This is a genomic window from Bradyrhizobium sp. LLZ17, assembly GCF_041200145.1.
GTDB lineage: Bacteria > Pseudomonadota > Alphaproteobacteria > Rhizobiales > Xanthobacteraceae > Bradyrhizobium.
On the sequence record NZ_CP165734.1, the window covers coordinates 6,868,377 to 6,884,900 of the forward strand.

The 16,524-nt window shown below is 65.0% G+C and carries 10 protein-coding genes and 2 pseudogenes; 7 read left to right on the forward strand and 5 right to left on the reverse strand.

Annotated elements, in window-relative coordinates; genetic code table 11:
* The first annotated feature begins 73 nt into the window (after positions 1-73).
* Positions 74-2,227 (forward strand): NAD-dependent DNA ligase LigA, encoded by a 2,154-nt coding sequence (ligA, locus tag AB8Z38_RS32930; protein WP_369721739.1) that lies wholly within the window; start codon positions 74-76, stop codon positions 2,225-2,227.
* A gap of 53 nt (positions 2,228-2,280) precedes the next feature.
* On the opposite strand, the gene AB8Z38_RS32935 is transcribed toward ligA, so the two are convergent.
* Complete coding sequence (locus tag AB8Z38_RS32935) at positions 2,281-3,555, reverse strand: multidrug effflux MFS transporter (RefSeq protein ID WP_369721740.1); 1,275 nt, start codon at positions 3,553-3,555, stop codon at positions 2,281-2,283.
* Between the two features lie 317 nt (positions 3,556-3,872).
* On the reverse strand, positions 3,873-5,702 hold the full coding sequence (locus AB8Z38_RS32940; protein ID WP_369721741.1) for an aminopeptidase P family protein: 1,830 nt from the start codon (positions 5,700-5,702) through the stop codon (positions 3,873-3,875).
* Between the two features lie 188 nt (positions 5,703-5,890).
* Between AB8Z38_RS32940 and AB8Z38_RS32945 the strand changes: the two genes are divergently transcribed.
* Positions 5,891-6,067, forward strand: a complete 177-nt coding sequence (locus AB8Z38_RS32945; protein WP_369721742.1) for a hypothetical protein — start codon at positions 5,891-5,893, stop codon at positions 6,065-6,067.
* Positions 6,068-6,221: 154 nt separating this feature from the next.
* Here the strand turns inward: AB8Z38_RS32945 and AB8Z38_RS32950 are convergent, their stop codons facing one another.
* Positions 6,222-7,109 carry a 50S ribosomal protein L11 methyltransferase gene (locus AB8Z38_RS32950; RefSeq protein ID WP_369721743.1) on the reverse strand — a complete coding sequence of 296 codons (888 nt, stop codon included), beginning with the start codon at positions 7,107-7,109 and terminating at the stop codon, positions 6,222-6,224.
* Positions 7,110-7,270: 161 nt separating this feature from the next.
* On the opposite strand from AB8Z38_RS32950, the gene AB8Z38_RS32955 reads away from it, so the two are divergent.
* Positions 7,271-7,426: a Flp family type IVb pilin gene (locus AB8Z38_RS32955; protein ID WP_369726663.1), complete on the forward strand. Its 156-nt coding sequence runs from the start codon at positions 7,271-7,273 to the stop codon at positions 7,424-7,426.
* 309 nt (positions 7,427-7,735) lie between these two features.
* Here AB8Z38_RS32955 and AB8Z38_RS32960 read toward each other — a convergent pair.
* A pseudogene (locus AB8Z38_RS32960) lies at positions 7,736-9,345 on the reverse strand (phytoene desaturase family protein).
* Between the two features lie 253 nt (positions 9,346-9,598).
* On the opposite strand from AB8Z38_RS32960, the gene AB8Z38_RS32965 reads away from it, so the two are divergent.
* Positions 9,599-11,881, forward strand: a complete 2,283-nt coding sequence (locus AB8Z38_RS32965) for a fused MFS/spermidine synthase (RefSeq protein WP_369721744.1) — start codon at positions 9,599-9,601, stop codon at positions 11,879-11,881.
* Between the two features lie 113 nt (positions 11,882-11,994).
* Here the strand turns inward: AB8Z38_RS32965 and AB8Z38_RS32970 are convergent.
* Positions 11,995-12,989: pseudogene (locus AB8Z38_RS32970) on the reverse strand (glycerophosphodiester phosphodiesterase).
* 157 nt (positions 12,990-13,146) lie between these two features.
* On the opposite strand from AB8Z38_RS32970, the gene AB8Z38_RS32975 reads away from it, so the two are divergent.
* The 3 genes from AB8Z38_RS32975 to AB8Z38_RS32985 are packed head-to-tail and all read left to right on the forward strand — an operon-like array spanning position 13,147 to position 16,516.
* A complete protein-coding gene (locus AB8Z38_RS32975) occupies positions 13,147-14,133 on the forward strand; it encodes an acyl-CoA desaturase (RefSeq protein WP_369721745.1) in 987 nt (328 codons plus the stop codon).
* Positions 14,134-14,148: 15 nt separating this feature from the next.
* A complete protein-coding gene (locus tag AB8Z38_RS32980; RefSeq protein WP_369721746.1) occupies positions 14,149-15,531 on the forward strand; it encodes an MBOAT family protein in 1,383 nt (460 codons plus the stop codon).
* Positions 15,506-16,516: a hypothetical protein gene (locus AB8Z38_RS32985; RefSeq protein ID WP_369721747.1), complete on the forward strand. Its 1,011-nt coding sequence runs from the start codon at positions 15,506-15,508 to the stop codon at positions 16,514-16,516. Before AB8Z38_RS32980 ends, AB8Z38_RS32985 begins: the two co-directional genes overlap by 26 nt.
* The last annotated feature ends 8 nt before the right edge of the window (positions 16,517-16,524 follow it).

Here is a 16,524-nt window from a genome sequence, read left to right on the forward strand (position 1 = left end):
AGCCTGGAATCTCGAGGTTCCGGGTCTGGTCCTTCGGACCATCCCGGAACGACGAGACACAACCTAAAGTATAATGGCAAGAGCAGCAAAATCCAAGGCACGGCCGCTTCCCGACGTCGCCGGCCTCACCAAGGCGCAGGCCAAGGTCGAGCACATGCGGCTCGCGCTCGAACTCGATGGCCACGACAAGCGCTACTATCAGGACGACGCGCCTTCGGTCAGCGACGCCGAATATGACGCGCTGCGCCAGCGCTTCAACGCGATCGAGCAGCGCTTTCCGGAATTCGTCAGCGCGGACTCGCCCTCGCAGAAGGTCGGCGCTGCGCCGTCCGGACGGTTCAAGAAGGTGCGGCATGCCGTTCCCATGCTGTCGCTCGACAACGCCTTTGCGGAAGAGGACGTGCGCGACTTCGTCGGCCGCATCGTGCGGTTCCTGAAGCTTGCCGATGACAAGGTCGACTTCTCCGCCGAACCGAAGATCGACGGCCTCTCGATGTCGCTGCGCTATGAAGGTGGCGAACTCGTCACCGCGGCGACGCGCGGCGACGGCGCGGTGGGCGAGGACGTCACCGCCAACATCCGCACGCTCGAGGACGTTCCGCAGAAGCTGAAGGGGCGCAACGTCCCCGACATCTGCGAAGTGCGCGGCGAGGTCTACATGACCAAGCAGGCCTTTCTTGCGCTCAACGAGCGGCAGAAGGCGGCGGGCGACACTGTGTTCGCAAATCCTCGCAATTCTGCTGCAGGCTCGCTCCGGCAGAAGGATCCGACCATCACTGCGTCGCGTCCGCTTGGCTTCTTTGCGTATGCCTGGGGCGAAATGAGCGCGATGCCCGAGGGTACACAGACCGGCATGATCCACTGGTTCGAGCGCTGCGGCTTTAAGACCAATCCACTGACCAAATTGTGCCGTTCGGTCGAGGAACTGCTCGCCTTCCATCACGCGATCGAGCAGCAGCGCGCCGAGCTCGACTACGACATCGACGGCGTGGTCTACAAGGTCGACCGCATCGACTGGCAGGAGCGGCTGGGCTTCGTCTCACGCACGCCACGCTGGGGCATCGCGCACAAATTCCCGGCCGAGCAGGCCATGACGGTGCTGCGCGACATCGAGATCCAGGTCGGCCGCACCGGCTCGTTCACCCCGGTCGGCAAGCTGGAGCCGGTCGGCGTCGGCGGCGTGATCGTGCAGAACGTCACGCTGCATAACGAGGACTATATCAAGGGCATCGGCAACAAGGGCGAGGTATTGCGCGAGGGCCGCGACATCCGGATCGGCGACACCGTGGTAATCCAGCGCGCCGGCGACGTCATCCCCCAGGTCGTCGACGTCGTCATCGACAAGCGGCCGCCGAGCGCCAAGGAGTTCCACTTTCCCAAGAAATGCCCGTGCCCGCTACACACCGACGTCACGCGCGAGGAAACCGCGACCGGCGAAGAGGGCTCGCGTGCCCGTTGCACCGGTGAGTTCGCCTGCCCCTATCAGAAGATCGAGCACCTCAAGCTGTTCGTATCGCGGCGCGCCTTCGACATCGACGGCCTCGGCGAGAAGCAGCTGCAGTATTTCTTCGACCAGGGCTTGGTGAAGGAGCCCGCCGACATCTTCACGCTGGAGAAGCGCAATTCAAAACTAAAGCTCGAGGACATCGAAGGCTACGGCGAAACCTCCGTACGCAATCTCTTCGCCGCCATCGAGAGCCGGCGCAGAATCGCGCTGGAGCGCTTCATCTACGCGCTGGGCATGCGCCATGTCGGTGAGACCACGGGCTTGGCGCTGGCGCGCGGCTACGGTTCCTGGGACGCTTTCCACGATGCCAGTCTCAAAGTCGCCGAGGGCGACGAGGAGGCGATCGCCGAGATGGACGCGCTCGACCAGATCGGACAGACGGTGATCAAGAGCATCGCGGATTATTTCGGCGAGAGCCACAATCGCGGCATCGTCGAGCGGCTGACCAGAGAAGTCGAGATCGTCGACGCCGAGAAGCCGAAGAGCAACTCGGCCGTCGCCGGCAAGACGGTGGTGTTCACGGGCTCGCTGGAGAAGATGACGCGCGACGAAGCCAAGGCCACCGCGGAGCGGCTCGGCGCAAAAGTGTCGGGCTCGGTGTCGAAGAAGACCGACCTCGTGGTCGCCGGCCCCGGCGCGGGCTCGAAGCTTGCGGACGCCAACAAGCACCGCGTCAAGGTGCTGACCGAAGACGAGTGGCTGACGCTGATCGGGGAATGAGAGGATTCTTTCCTTCTCCCACAAGGGGAGAAGGAAGAAAGCGGCGTCCCCCCTCACATCATCCCGCTCTCTTCCTCTTCCGCTTGCTCGATCAGCGTCTCGCTCACCACCATCTCGCGGCGGGGAACGATGAAGATCATCGTGCAGGCGCACAGCAGCGATATCGCCAGCACGGCGGAGGTCAGTGGCAGCGTCGTGGCGGAGTGGCCGCCGAGATAGGCGCCGAACTGCGACATCAGCGCGCCGATACCCTGTTGCAGGAAGCCCATGGCGCCGGACGCGGTGCCGGCGGCCTCCGGGCGGATGCTGATCGCGCCGGCCGCTGAGTTCGCCATCACGAATGCGTTGCCGGCCATCACGATCATCTGTGTGCCGAACAACCAGGCGGGGGCTTCGTTCCACCCGGCAAAACTCCAGAGCAGATTCAGAATGCTGCCGCAGAGCTGGAGTGACAGTCCGAACCAGATCAGTTTCTCCAGCGCGTGCCGCGGCGCAAAGCGCACGCAAAGGAGATTGCCGACCAGGTAGGCGAAGCCGGTCGTTGCGAACCATGCGCCGTATTCGGCGCTGGTCCGGCCCATCTGCATCACCACGATGTAGGGACCGCCGCCGGCGAAGGTGAAGATGATTTGCGAGGCCAGCACCTGGCACATCACATAGCCGACGAAGGCGCGGTTTCGCATCAGCATGCCGAAATCGCCGCGGAAGCCGCTGCCGGCGGCACGGGTGCGGCGCGTCTCCGGCAGCGCGACCGCGATGCCGGCGGCGACCGCAATTGCGCCGATCGTGATGGCGTAGAAGATGGCGCGCCAGCCGAAGGCGGTCTCGATCAGACCGCCGGTGAGCGGCGAGACCATCTGCCCGATCATCAGCGCCGCGATCACGAGGCTGATCATGGAGGCGACGCGATCGCGCTCGTAGATGTCGCGGATGATGGCGCGGCTCACCACCATGCCGGCCGCGCCGCCCAGCGCCTGGAAGAAGCGCGCCGCGATCAGCTGCGGCAGGCTTTGCGCGAAGATGCAGGCGACGCTCGCCGCCACCATCAGCGCCAGCCCTCCGAGCAGCACCGGGCGCCGCCCGAACTTGTCCGACAGCGGCCCCATGATGAGCTGCGACAGCGCGATCCCGACCATATAGAGCGACACCGTCATCTGCGCGATTGAGATGTCGCTGCCGAAACTTGTCGCCAGCACCGGCAGCGCCGGAACCAGCATGTAGAGCGAGATCGGCGCGACCCCGGTCATGACGACCAGCAACAGCAACACCAGCCGCGAGGTCGCGAGGTTTGCCGTTGCCGGTCCCGGCTTGCTGACGATGCCGTGCATGCGTGTCGGTCTCGCAAATAGATGGAATCGGACTGTAGCGTCCTCGCGCACGACGGAAATCGGCGTTTCGGAATGCGGCTATACGGATTTTGGGATGGCTATGGCGAAGGCCGAGGCGAGCCGAAGCGCTCCGGATTGCGGCGCGACGTACGTGCCGCACGATCGGTGTCATTCCCCGCGAAGGCGGGGAATCCAGTATTCCAGAGCAGCAGTGATTGAATCGAGAGGCCGCGGGGTACTGGATGCCCCGCCTGCGCGGGGCATGAACAGCCGTGGTGGAGAAGTAGCCTTGCACAAATCGCGTAGCGGTATGCGCGCTAGGCCTTCAGCTCCGCCGTCGCCTGGTCGAGCCAGCTCTTGGTCGCCTCGTCGAGCGCCGGGCCCACCTCGGCGCGAACGCGCGCATGGTAGGCATTGAGCCAGGCGAGCTCGTCCTTGCCCAGCATCGCCACGTCGATCAGCCGCCGGTCGATCGGCGCCAGCGTCAGCGTCTCGAACGCGTTCATGGATTTCTCGGCGCCCTTGATCTCGGCGGCGATCACCAGCTCGAGATTCTCGATGCGGATACCGAAGCTGTCGGTCTTGTAATAGCCGGGCTCGTTGGAGAGGATCATGCCGCGCTTCAGCGGCGTGGTCCCGAGTTTCGAGATCCGCGCCGGCCCTTCGTGCACGCTGAGATAGCTGCCGACGCCGTGACCGGTGCCGTGCTCGAAGTCGACGCCGGCGGCCCAGAGATATTGCCGCGCCAGCGTGTCGAGCTGCGCGCCCGTCGCGCCGTCAGGAAACACCGCGCGCGCGATCGCGATATGGCCGCGCAGCACGCGGGTGAAGCGGTCGCGCATCTCGCCCGTCGGCTCGCCCACGGCCATGGTGCGGGTGACGTCGGTGGTGCCGTCTTCATACTGCGCACCGGAATCGATCAGCAGCAGATCGCCGGGCGCGATCCGCCGGTTGCTCTTGCGGGTGACGCGGTAGTGCACGATGGCACCATTCGGGCCGGTGCCGGAGATGGTCGGGAAGGAGACGTCCTTCAGGGCGCCGGTATCGCGGCGAAACGTCTCCAGCGCCTCCACCGCGTCGATCTCGGTGAGCTTGCCGCTTGGCGCCTCGCGGTCGATGAAGCCGAGGAAATGCGCCAGTGCCACGGCGTCGCGCCGATGCGCGGTCCGCGTGCCGGCGATCTCGGTCGTGTTCTTGACCGCCTTCAGCAGCGCAATCGGATCGCTGCCACGCAGCGGCTTGCCGCCGGCCACCGAAATCAACCGGCTGAGCGCGTCGGCCGCCGTGGCGTTGTCGAGCGCAATCGCGGCCCCGCTCTTGGCCAGAGCCATCAGCGTCGGCGTCAGCGCGTCCGGGTCGCGCACGTCGGCGGAGTGCTCGAGATGATCGCGCGAGAGGTTGGAGAGCTTGCGGTGGTCGATGAAGACGGTCGGCCGGCCGACCTTCGGCACCAGCGCGTAGGACAGCGGCAGCGGCGTATGGGCGACGTCGGCGCCGCGGATGTTGAAGGTCCAGGCGACCGCGTGACTGTCGGAGAGGACCAGCGCGTCTGCGCCGAGCTTGCCGACTTCGCTTTGGATCTGCGCGACCTTCTCTGCCTCGGCGACGCCGGCATATTGCAGGCCGTGGATCGCAACCGGCGCTAGCGGCGGCTGCGGCCGGTCCTGCCAGATCGCGTCAACAGGATTGCTGTCGACCGCGACCAGCTCGGCGCCCGCCTTGGCGCAGGCGGCGGACAAGCGCTCGGCTGCCGCAAAAGTGTGCAGCCACGGATCAAATCCTAGGCGGTCGCCGGCCTTCAAGTGCGCCGACACCCAGCTCTCCGGCGGCGGATCGATCAGCGACTCGATCCCCCAGGCTTTTGCGTCGACCTGCTTCGCCGCCTGGATCGTATAGCGGCCATCGACGAAGACCGCGGCCTTCTGGGCCAGAACGACGGCAAGTCCCGCCGATCCGGTAAAGCCGGTCAGCCAGGCCAGCCGCTCTTCGGACGAGGGCACGTATTCATTCTGCTGCTGATCGGCGCGCGGAACGACGAAGCCGGTCAGCTTGCGGCGGGCGAGCTCTTCGCGGAGCGCGGAGAGCCGGGCTGTCAGTGCGACGCCGGCCTCTGGCTCCTCAAAAGTCTGGAAGTGCGCTTCGAACATGTGGATCACTTTAGGATCATGGGGATCGGTCCGCAATGTAGACGCATTTGAGGCCGCATCTGGCACGGACTGTACTTGAAAAAGTTCCGCTTGAGTCGAGTGGAGTAAAGGGTTGCAGCCTTCGAGCTTCGTCCGGACAACAGGGAAATTCGAGCAAGTGTTTCTACTCAACGGCGAGGGGATACACGATGCCTGCGTTCACGTTTGAGAAGATTTCGCCGCCGGCGCGCCGCGCTCCGGCCGGAACGACACCGAAGAAGAAGGCGCGGGGTCTGATCAGCCAGATGATCGATCGTTTCGCCGAGCGCCGCGCTCGCCGCGCCTTGCGCGCATCGGCGCGCACTGACGACAAGCCGGCGAAGTAGCGCGGCATTGGGGATGCCGTAGGGTAGGCAAAGGCGCCCTTGCGCCGTGCCCACCACCTTCTCTCCAATCGCGATCTCGATGGTGGGCACGCTTCCGCCTTCGCTCTTCGAGCTACGGCGGACAAGTCGCTTTACTTATCCTGCAGCGATTCGTTCACCCCACCTTCCTGAGCAACAGACTGCTCCACCCCTCGATCCGCAGGTGCCGCAGCGGCACGAGACCGCGGGCACGATAGGCGGCGATCACCGCGGGCGCCTGGTGCGTCAACAGGCCGGAGAGGATGACGCGCGCACCCGGCGCGAGATGCCGTGTCATCGGACCCGCCAATTGCCTTAACGGATTGGCAAGGATGTTGGCCAGCACCAGGTCGAATGGTCCGCATCGGCCGAAATCCGGCGCGGCGAAGCCGGTGGCGCGGATCACCCGCACATGATTGCCGACTTCATTCAGGGCGGCGTTCTCCGCCGCCACGCGCACGGAGGGCGGGTCGATGTCCGAGGCCAGCACCGCGCGATGCAGGGCCTTCGCCGCCGCAATCCCGAGCACGCCGGTCCCGGTGCCGAGGTCGAGCACGCGCGTCGGGCGCGCGTGTTTCAAGACATGGTCAAGCAGCAGTAAACAGCCACGCGTGGTGCCGTGATGTCCGGTGCCGAAGGCGAGCGCCGCCTCGATCTCGATGGCGAGCTTGTTCGGCGCCACGCGGTCGCGGTCATGGCTGCCGTGCACGACGAAGCGCCCGGCCGGCACCGGGACGAGATCTTCCAGGCTGGCCTTGACCCAGTCCTTGGCTTCGATCGTGTCGAAGACAAGCGTCGCAGCGATCTCAGTTCCTGCAGAAGTTGCAAGGAGTTCGCGCAGCAATTGCTGATCCGGCGCCGCGGCGAAATGCAGCGTGACGTCCCATTCTCCATCGGGCCGCTCGAATGCGGCGACCGCTGCATCGCCGTCGAGAAAGATCTCCGTGAGCACGTCGACGACGCGCTTGGCGGCGGCCTCGTTACCGATCGAGAAGCTGGCGCGATGGGTGGGCAAAGGCTGCATTCGGAGTTCCGTCCAGTTCAATTTTTGGAACTTTTGCTCCAACTTTCGCGTAAAATTGCGCTCAGAGATTAACTTGCCCGCAGGTTGTATTCCGTACGTTTACGGATGTGGCAACCAGCCAACACAGCTTGAAATAGATATGGAGGCGAGTCTTGAAGTGCATGGTTTCGAAGTTCTGGTCGGACGAGTCGGGCGCGACCGCGATCGAATACGGCCTGATCGCGGCCGGTATCGCGCTGGCGATCATCACCGTGGTCAACGGCCTCGGTACCAGCCTGAACGACAAGTTCGGTTCGATTAGCAGCTCCTTGAAGTAATTTCTGCCTCCGATTTCCCAGCGGAGCTACTTTCTTCATAGACGGCTTTCGTGACGAGCGCCCGCTGGGGGATTGCCCCCTGGCGGGCGAAATCGTTTTGGGGGGCGTCACCGCCGCATATTCGAAAGGGGTAGACCACCATCCACAGGCTGTTCGCTCATTCTCCCCATCCCATCCACGGCCTTATGCCCCGCTTGTCCCGCGGCTTCTCCCCAGCTTGCTCCGGGCTTGTAGCGCGAGGACCGGGTCAGGTTTTCACCGCTTCACTACAGGCCTCTCAACAGGCCTGTCCCCTTGCTATCCACAGGCCTATCCACGGCTTGCGAACAGGCTGCGGTGATCCCGCAAGATCGCCTGCGCCGCATTGTGGCCGGGGGCACCGGTGACGCCGCCGCCGGGATGGGCGCCGGAGCCGCAATGGTAGAGGCCCTTCAGGGGCCTCGGTAGTCGGCGTGACCCAGCATCGGCCGGGCCGAGAACAGCTGGTTCAAGCTCAGCGCGCCGTGGAAAATGTCGCCACCGAGCAGGCCGAACTGCCGTTCGAGGTCAAGCGGTGACAGGATCTGGCGGCCGAGTACGCTGGTCCCAAAGCCCGGCGCATAGCTGTCCACCGTCGCGATCATGAGATCGGCGACCTCCTCGCGATGGTCGTCCCACGATGTTCCGTCGGGCAGTTCGGGCGCGACGTGCTGGCAGAACAGGCTCGCGACGTGTTGTCCTGCCGGCGCAAGCGTGTCGTCGAGCGTCGAGGGGATCAGCATCTCGACGATCGGCTGACGGCTCCAGCCCTGCGCCCGCGCACCGAGATAAGCGCGGTCCATGTAGCCGAGGCTCGGCGCCAGGATGATGCCGGAGGTGAGGTGATCGCCGTCGCCCGGCAGCGCCGCGAACGAGGGCAGGCGGTCCAGCGCCACATTCATGCGGAAGGTGCCGGAGCCGTTCTTCCAGTGGCGGATGCGGGTGAGGAAATCGCCGGGCAGGGCGTCGGCAGCGACCAGCCGGGTGTAGAGCAGCTTTGGATTGACGTTGGACGCGACATATTTTGCGCGGATGGTCTCGCCGTTCTCCAGCACCACGCCTACGGCGCGGTCGCGCTCGACGATCACCTCGCGCACACCGGCATCGGTGTCGATCATGACGCCGCGGTCGCGCGCGGTGCGGGCCATCGCCCGCGTGATCGCGCCCATGCCGCCGATGGCGTGACCCCAGACGCCCTTCTTCCCGTTCACCTCGCCGAAGGCGTGATGCAGCATCACATAGGCCGAGCCGGCGGCGTAGGGGCTCGCATAATTGCCGACGATGGCGTCGAAGCCGAACAGCGCCTTGACGAGGTCGTGCTCGAACCGCTCGTCCAGCATCTCGCCGGCCGAGCGGGTGAAGAGATCGAGCAGGCTGCGGCCCTGCTCCAGGGTCAGCCCGCGCAGGATGTTGGCGCTTTGCAGCGCGTTCACGGCCTCACGGATTGCACTCATGCCAAAACCGGCGAGCAGGTTCGGTGGTGCACGCAGCACGAACTGCCGCAGCACATCGGCGATGTCTTCCAGTTCGCGGGAGAAACCGTCGAGGGCATCGGCGTCATGCGCGCTGAGCCGCGCGACGGAGGCTTTGGTCCGCCCCTCGCCGGTGAGGAGATAGCTGCCGTCGGGCGCGGGCAAGAAATTCTGCGCGCGCCGCTCGACGATCCGCAGGCCCTGCTCCGCGAGCTTCAAGTCGCGGATCACCTGCGGATTGAGCAGGCTCACGGTGTAGGCCGCGACCGAATTGCGGAAGCCCGGATGAAACTCCTCCGTCACGGCCGCCCCGCCGACCACCTTGCGGCGCTCGACGATGTGCACGCGCAGCCCCGCCGCGGCAAGATAGCACGCACAGGTGAGGCCGTTATGGCCAGCGCCAATGATGACGACGTCGGTTTCGGTCATGATTCCCTGGCGGTGTCATTCCTGGGCGTGCGAAGCGCGAACGATGGTGCGCAATTGCGCACCTGAGAATCTCGGGGTTCCGGGTTCGATGCTCCGGGCCGCGCTTCGCGGTCCCGTCGCATCGTCCCGGAACGACCGTCTTATATCAAGCATTGCTCTCGACACCATCACGAGACCATTTATTGCCCGTTCAGGCGCCGTGTGCTCCATTGCGCGCGTCCGGCGCCCGCCGGGTTTATCCGCCGGAGCTCCCATGGATTCGATCGCGCAGCCCGCCGCCACGGAGCAACCGTCCTCGTCGCGCAACCGGCTGCTGTTGACGGTCTACACGGCCGCGATCTTCGTCAGCGCGCTGCTGCTGTTCTCGGTGCAGCCGCTGTTCACGAAAATGGTGCTGCCGCGGCTCGGCGGCTCGCCCGCGGTGTGGTCGGTGGCGATGGTGTTCTTCCAGTCGCTGCTGCTGGCCGGCTATGCCTACGCGCATCTCCTGATGCAGATCAAGAACCGCGTCGTTCCCGTCGTGGTTCATCTCGCGCTGCTGGTCGCAGCCTTCGTCACGCTGCCGCTCGGCATCGCCGGCGCCTATGGCGAGCCGCCGTCGTCCGGCTACGCGTTCTGGCTGCTCGGCCTGTTCGTGATGTCGATCGGTCTGCCGTTCTTCGCGCTGGCCGCCAACAATCCGCTGCTGCAAGCCTGGTTCGTTCGCACCGGGCATCCTGACGGGCGCGATCCGTATTTCCTCTACGCCTCCTCGAATATCGGCAGCTTCCTCGCGCTGTTGTCCTATCCGTTCCTGCTCGAGCCGGTCTTCACCCTGCACACGCAGAACCGGCTCTGGACCGGCGGCTACGGCCTCCTGATCGTCCTGATCGCGGCCTGCGCTGTGCTGCTGTTGCGCTCGCCGAAGCTGGCTATGGTTGATGCGCAAACCGAGCAGGCGAATGCACCGGCGCCCGGGGTCGTGACACGGCTGCGCTGGATATTCTTGGCCGCTGTGCCGTCCGGCCTGCTGATCGCCGTGACCGCGCATATCTCCACCGACGTCGCGGCGGCGCCGCTATTATGGGTGCTGCCGCTGTCGCTGTACCTGTTGACCTGGGTTGTCGTGTTCCAGTCGCGGCCGCTGTTGCCGCACAAATGGATGCTGATGCTGCAGCCGGTCGCGATCGCGGGCGTCATCTTCCTGCTCGCCTTCGGCGGTGAGCAGAATTTGCTGCTCACGCTCGGCGGCCATCAATTGTGCTTCTTCGTCATCGCCATGGCCTGCCACGGCGAATTGGCGCGGACACGGCCGCCCTCGAAATATCTCACCGGCTTCTATGTCGCGCTGTCGTTCGGCGGCATGATCGGCGGGCTGTTTGCGGGCCTGGTGGCGCCCTTCACCTTCTCATGGATCGCCGAATATCCGATCCTGGTGGCGCTCGCCGCGCTGTGCCGGCCTTCGGTCAACGAGCGTTTTGCCGGCATCGCCAAATGGTACTGGCTGGTGCTCGCCGTGGTCGCGGTCGCGCTGGTGGTGCCGTCCTACACCACGGGCGCTCTGCCGGCCTGGTTCGAGGATCACCGCGTCGGGATTGCCGGCGCCGTCGGCGTGCTGGCAGCGCTTCTCGCGATCGCGGTCAACGTCGGCCGCTGGAAGATCTTTGCCACCGTCGCGCTGGCGCTGGCATTGATCCGGATCTATCCGGCGGACGAGGGCCGCGTCACGACCGTGCGCAGCTTCTTCGGCGTGCACAAGATCGTGGTGACGCCGGGCGGCTATTTCCATGTGCTGATGCACGGAACCACCATTCACGGCGCCGAGCGCTTCCGCAACAATGACGGCACACCGGTTACCGGCCGGCCCGAGCCGATCACCTACTATCACAAGGACGGCGGCATCGGTCAGGCCATCACCGCGATCCGCGAGCGCAAGGGCGCGCCGCTGAAAGTCGCAGCCATCGGCGTCGGATCGGGCACGCTCGCCTGCGCCGCGGAGCCCGGCGACAGCTGGAAATTCTTCGAGATCGACCAGTCCATGGTCGATGCCGCGCGTGACCCGAAGAATTTCCGTTACATCTCGAGCTGCCTGCCGGACCTGAAGCCGGTGATCGGGGACGCACGCCTCACCTTCGCGAGGGAGCCCGACGGCGCCTACGACCTCATTATCGTCGATGCCTATTCGTCGGATGCGATCCCGATCCATCTTGCGACCGAAGAGGCGATGGCGATCTACAAGGACAAGCTCGCCCCGCACGGCGCCGTGGTGATGCACGTCTCCAACCGGCATCTCGATCTCGAGCCCGTCGTGGTCGGCATCGCCGATGCCAACGATCTCAAGAGCTGGGTCTACGACGAGGATTCCGGCCGCGATGCCGACTACATCTTCTCCACCGACGTGGTCATCTCCGCGCGGGAGGCGGAGGATGTCGGCAGGCTCGCCTCCTCCAAGCAGTGGGAGGAGACCGAGGCGGACGAGAAGGTGCGGGTCTGGACCGACGATTACTCCAACATTCTCGGCGCGCTGTACCGGCGCTTGCGGTACGGCGAGCAGTAACGCCGTAGTTTGTAGCCCGGATGGAGCGTAGCGTAATCCGGGGCCGCTCGCAGGTGGCGGGCGCCGTTGCCGGATTTCGCTGCGCTCCATCCGGGCTACAAGGCGGACGAACGTTACGGTTCGACCGGCGTCCCTGCCGGCAACGCGAGGCCCTTTTCGCCGGCGACCTGGCGCAACAGGTCCGGCCTGTCCGAGATGATGCCGTTCACCCCGGTCTCGATCATCCGCGCCATGTCCTCAGGCTTGTTGACGGTCCAGACCACGACGCGCAGCCCGAGCGCATGGGCCTCGAGACCAGCGCCACCGTCACATCGCCGAAATAGGGTGACCAGATCGCACCGCCCGCGGCCTTGATCGTCCGCGGCAGCGAGCCGCCGTGATCGGCGGGGCTGAAGCCCGCCGTCCAGTTGCTCGGCTTGTCGAGCGCGATGGTGGGCGCCGGGCCGCGCTGCAGCGTCAGGTACACGGTCGGAATCGCCGGTGTCTGCTGCTGAACGAGAAGCAGCGTTCGCCAGTCGAACGACTGGATCATGACGCGATCGGAGAACTGCTCGGCCTCGATCAGCCCGAGCAGCTTTGCGACGAAGGCCTGCGGGTCGAGGGATTGATCCGGATGGTCCGGATCGATCTTGGTCTCGATGTTGAACCGCACCCGTGTGTTGCCGGACTTTCGCACCAGCGCAAACACCTCGCGCAAGGTGGGAATGCGCGTGCCCGGGATGGTGCGCTGGCCGGGGAATTGCTTTGCATAGGCGCTGTCGGGCCGAAGCTGGCCGACGTCGTAGGTCCTGACATCGGCAAACTGCAGTTTCACGAAGGGCGTGCCGGGCGCGGCGACATAGGCGCCGTTCGCATCCCGCGCCAAATCCGGATTGAGCCCGCGCTCATGCGACACGACGACTTCGCCGTCGGCGGTCACGCCGACGTCGAGCTCCAGCGTGTCCACGCCCATCGAGAGCGCGTTGGCGAAAGCCGGCAGGGTGTTTTCCGGCAGCAGCGCCCGCCCGCCGCGATGCGCCTCGAGATCGAAAGTCGAATCAAGAGCCATGGCGCGTCCTGCAATGAGAGATAACAGCACGGTCAAGATGGTCGCAGCAGGTGATGGCATGGTGTCTCGAAGGGCAAGCGAAAAGGGTTGGAATTAAACGCATTTTGGCGTCGGTGGCCCATTCTACAGGCTTTTGCGGCTGTTGAAAGCTTCGCCCGCGGCTTGGATTGCGCTCGTCCGGCGGCTATGTACTCATAGCGGCCTTGGAATCCCGACAGTGCAGCTGAAACGCGACCACCGCATCATCCGCAGCCGGCATTTTCGCAAGATGCAGCGGCGGCATTTCATCGTCTTCGACGTGCTGCCGTTCGTCGGCACCCTGGTCGCTGTGGGCCTGTTGTTCTACCGACCGATCGGCGCAACGGAGCTCAGCCTGTTCTTTGGCTTTTGGCTGATCACCGGCCTCGGCCTCACCGTCGGCTATCACCGCCTGTTCACCCACCGCGCCTTTGCCACCTCGACTGCGATGAGCGCGATCCTGATCATCATGGGATCGATGGCCGGCCGCGGCCCGATGCTGTCCTGGGCGGCGATGCACCGGCGCCATCACGAACTGTCCGATCACGAAGGCGATCTGCATTCGCCGCTTCTGCACGGCGACGGCGTGCTCGGCCGCTTGCGTGGCTTCCTGCATGCGCACCTGACCTGGATGATCGAGCACGACTATCCCAACGTCGCGCATTACGTACCTGACCTGATGGCGAACCGCATGCTGGTCGCCGTCAACAGCTATTACTATAGCTGGGTCGCGCTCGGGCTGCTGCTGCCGGCCGCGATCGGCGGGCTTGCCACAATGAGCGCATGGGGTGCGCTGAGCGGGCTGCTCTGGGGCGGCGTGGTGCGCATGTTCGTGGTCGAGCAGACCATGTCGGCCATCAACTCCGTCATGCACACATTCGGCGCGCAGCCCTTCGTTACGCGCGACGACAACAGCCGCAATCTCGGCGTGATGGCCTGGCTCGCCTGGGGGAGGGTTGGCACAATAACCATCACGCCTTTCCATATTCCGCCGCTTTCGGTCTGCGCTGGTTCGAGTTCGATGCCGGCTTCATCTTCATCCGCGCGCTGGAGGCGCTTGGGCTCGCCTGGGACGTCAAGGTGCCGAGCGAGGACAAGATCGCCCGGCGCACGCTGCGGCAGCCGGGCGACGCTGCGCCCGACCTGGAAACGGGCTGAGCATCATCGCCGGCGTTGCCGGCGATGATGCGGCCTTGCACCGATGCTGTTCAACGACTACCCCTTTCTCCTGGTCTTCCTGCCGGCGGCATTGCTGATCTACCGCCTGGCGGATCCCTATCCGGGATTGCGCATCGGTGTGCAGGTCGCGCTGTCGTTGGCCTTCTATGCCTGGGGCAGCCCGTTTTTCATCCTGCTGCTGATCGCCTCGATCGCAATCAACTGGCTCGCATCGATCGCCTATGGCCGCATGAAATGGCCGGCGCTTCTCACGCTCGTGATCTTGGTCGATATCGGCGTGCTGGCGCTGTTCAAATACGCCAACTTCGTGCTCGCCAATGTCGGCGTCGTGCTGGGCACGAGGCTGCCGACGCTCGATATCGGGCTGCCGCTCGGCATCTCGTTCTTCACCTTCCACCACATCATGTATCTGGTCGACCTGAAGCGCGGCAAGGCGCCGCTCTGTCCGCTCGACCGCTACGCGCTCTACATCAGCTTCTTCCCGCAGGCGATTGCCGGGCCGCTGGCGCGCTGGTCCGAGGTGATGCATCAGTTCGGCAAGCCGGTCTACGTGCCGGGCTGGCAGCGGCAGTTCTGTGTCGCGACCTGCTTCATCGCGCTCGGCCTGTTCGAGAAGGTCGTGATCGCCGATAGCATCGCGCATCTGCTCGACCCGATCTACATCCAGGCTGCGAGCGAGCCGCTCGGAAACGGCGATGCCTGGCTCGCCTTCTGCTTCTCCTTCCAGATCCTGTTCGACTTCTCCGGCTATTCCGACATCGCGATCGGCCTTGGGCTGTTGTTCGGCGTGCAGCTGCCCTACAATTTCAATGCGCCGTTGCGCTCGACCAGCATCCAGGATTTCTGGCAGCGCTGGCACATCACGCTGATGCAGTTCCTGCGCGATTACGTCTTCTATCCACTGATCAATCTGCGCCTGCTGCCGCGCCGCTGGCTGCCGGTCCAGTTCTTCGGCGCGATGCTGATGACGATGGCCCTTTGCGGCTTGTGGCACGGCGCGAGCTGGACCTTTGTGCTGTGGGGCGTGCTGCACAGCGTGGCGCTGGTCGCCTGCGCATTGTGGCGCCGCTACGGACCTGATTTTCCGTCATGGCTGGGCTGGGCGCTCACCGTGCTGTTTGTGCTCGCAACGGGCGTAATTTTTCGCGCAGGATCGGTCGAGGCCGCCTGGCATGTCTTCGCGGGGCTTCTCCAGCCGCCGCCGCTCGGGCGCGGACAGCATCTGTGGCCGCTGATCGCAGCGCCGCTGCTTGCCTTCCTGTTGCCGGCCAGTCAGGACATCGTGGCCGTGTTCACGCGTCGTCCGAAACCGTGGCTCGCGGGCCTGCTCGGCATTGTCCTGTTCGCATTGCTGCTCCAGATGGGTGGTCGGGATCTCCATGAGTTCGTCTACTTCAAGTTCTGAGACCGACCCGGGCTGGGGCCGGAGCCTGCTGGCGTGCTTCGGCACGCTGATCAGCGCTGCGTCGCTCGTGCTCGCGCTGATGGTGCTGGTCGATCCCTATGACAGCGGCAAGCTCGGCCTGCTCGGTATCAACGGCGTCGACAACCGCCTCACGCAAATCACGGCTGCGAGCCGCGCGCGAGACCCGGATTTCAACGCCGCTATCCTCGGCAATTCAACCGCGCAGATGATCGAGCCGGCCACGCTATCGCGGGCCACAGGCTTGCGCTTCGTGCAGCTCTATATGACCGGCGCGATTCCACGCGAGCAGCTCGCCGTGCTCGACTTCTTCCTGCGGCACCATGAGCAAGTCGGCGCGCTGGTGATCGCAGCCGATCCGGGCTGGTGCGTGCATACGCGGCCAAAGGACGAGGGCGTTCCGTTCCCTTATTGGCTCTACGACAAGAGCCTCGTCACCTATGCAGCGCGGCTGATGTCCTGGCAGGCGATCGAGCAGGCGTTTCAGCGGCTCAGCATCGGGCTTGGCTGGCGGAAACGGATGAACCCGGATGGTTTCGTCAGCTACGAGGACATCTGGCCACCAGGCCAATTCAGGGAGGTCGGATGGCCCAGGGATCCCGTCCCGGCTGCGTCCCCGGAGATGCGGGTGAGGTTTCCCGAGATCGCCGCGCTAGCGGAGATCGTCGGAAAGTTGCCGGCGAATGTGCCGATCGTGATCGTCGTCCCGCCCACCTTTGCGGCCACCGTACCAAAACCCGGCACGGATCTGGCGCTGGACCGCGCCGCCTGCGACGCGGCATTGAGGACGATCGTAGTGGGGCGGCCGCGCAGCAATTTCGTCAGCTATCGCGTCGACAATGAGCTGACCCGCGATCGCGGCAATTTTGCCGACTTCATCCACTACCGCTCGAAGCTGGCCGGCGCGATCGAGCAGGGCGTTGTCGCGAGCCTGCGTGACGGCGAGAGGGCGAGGATCGACTTCTGAGCCGTCGC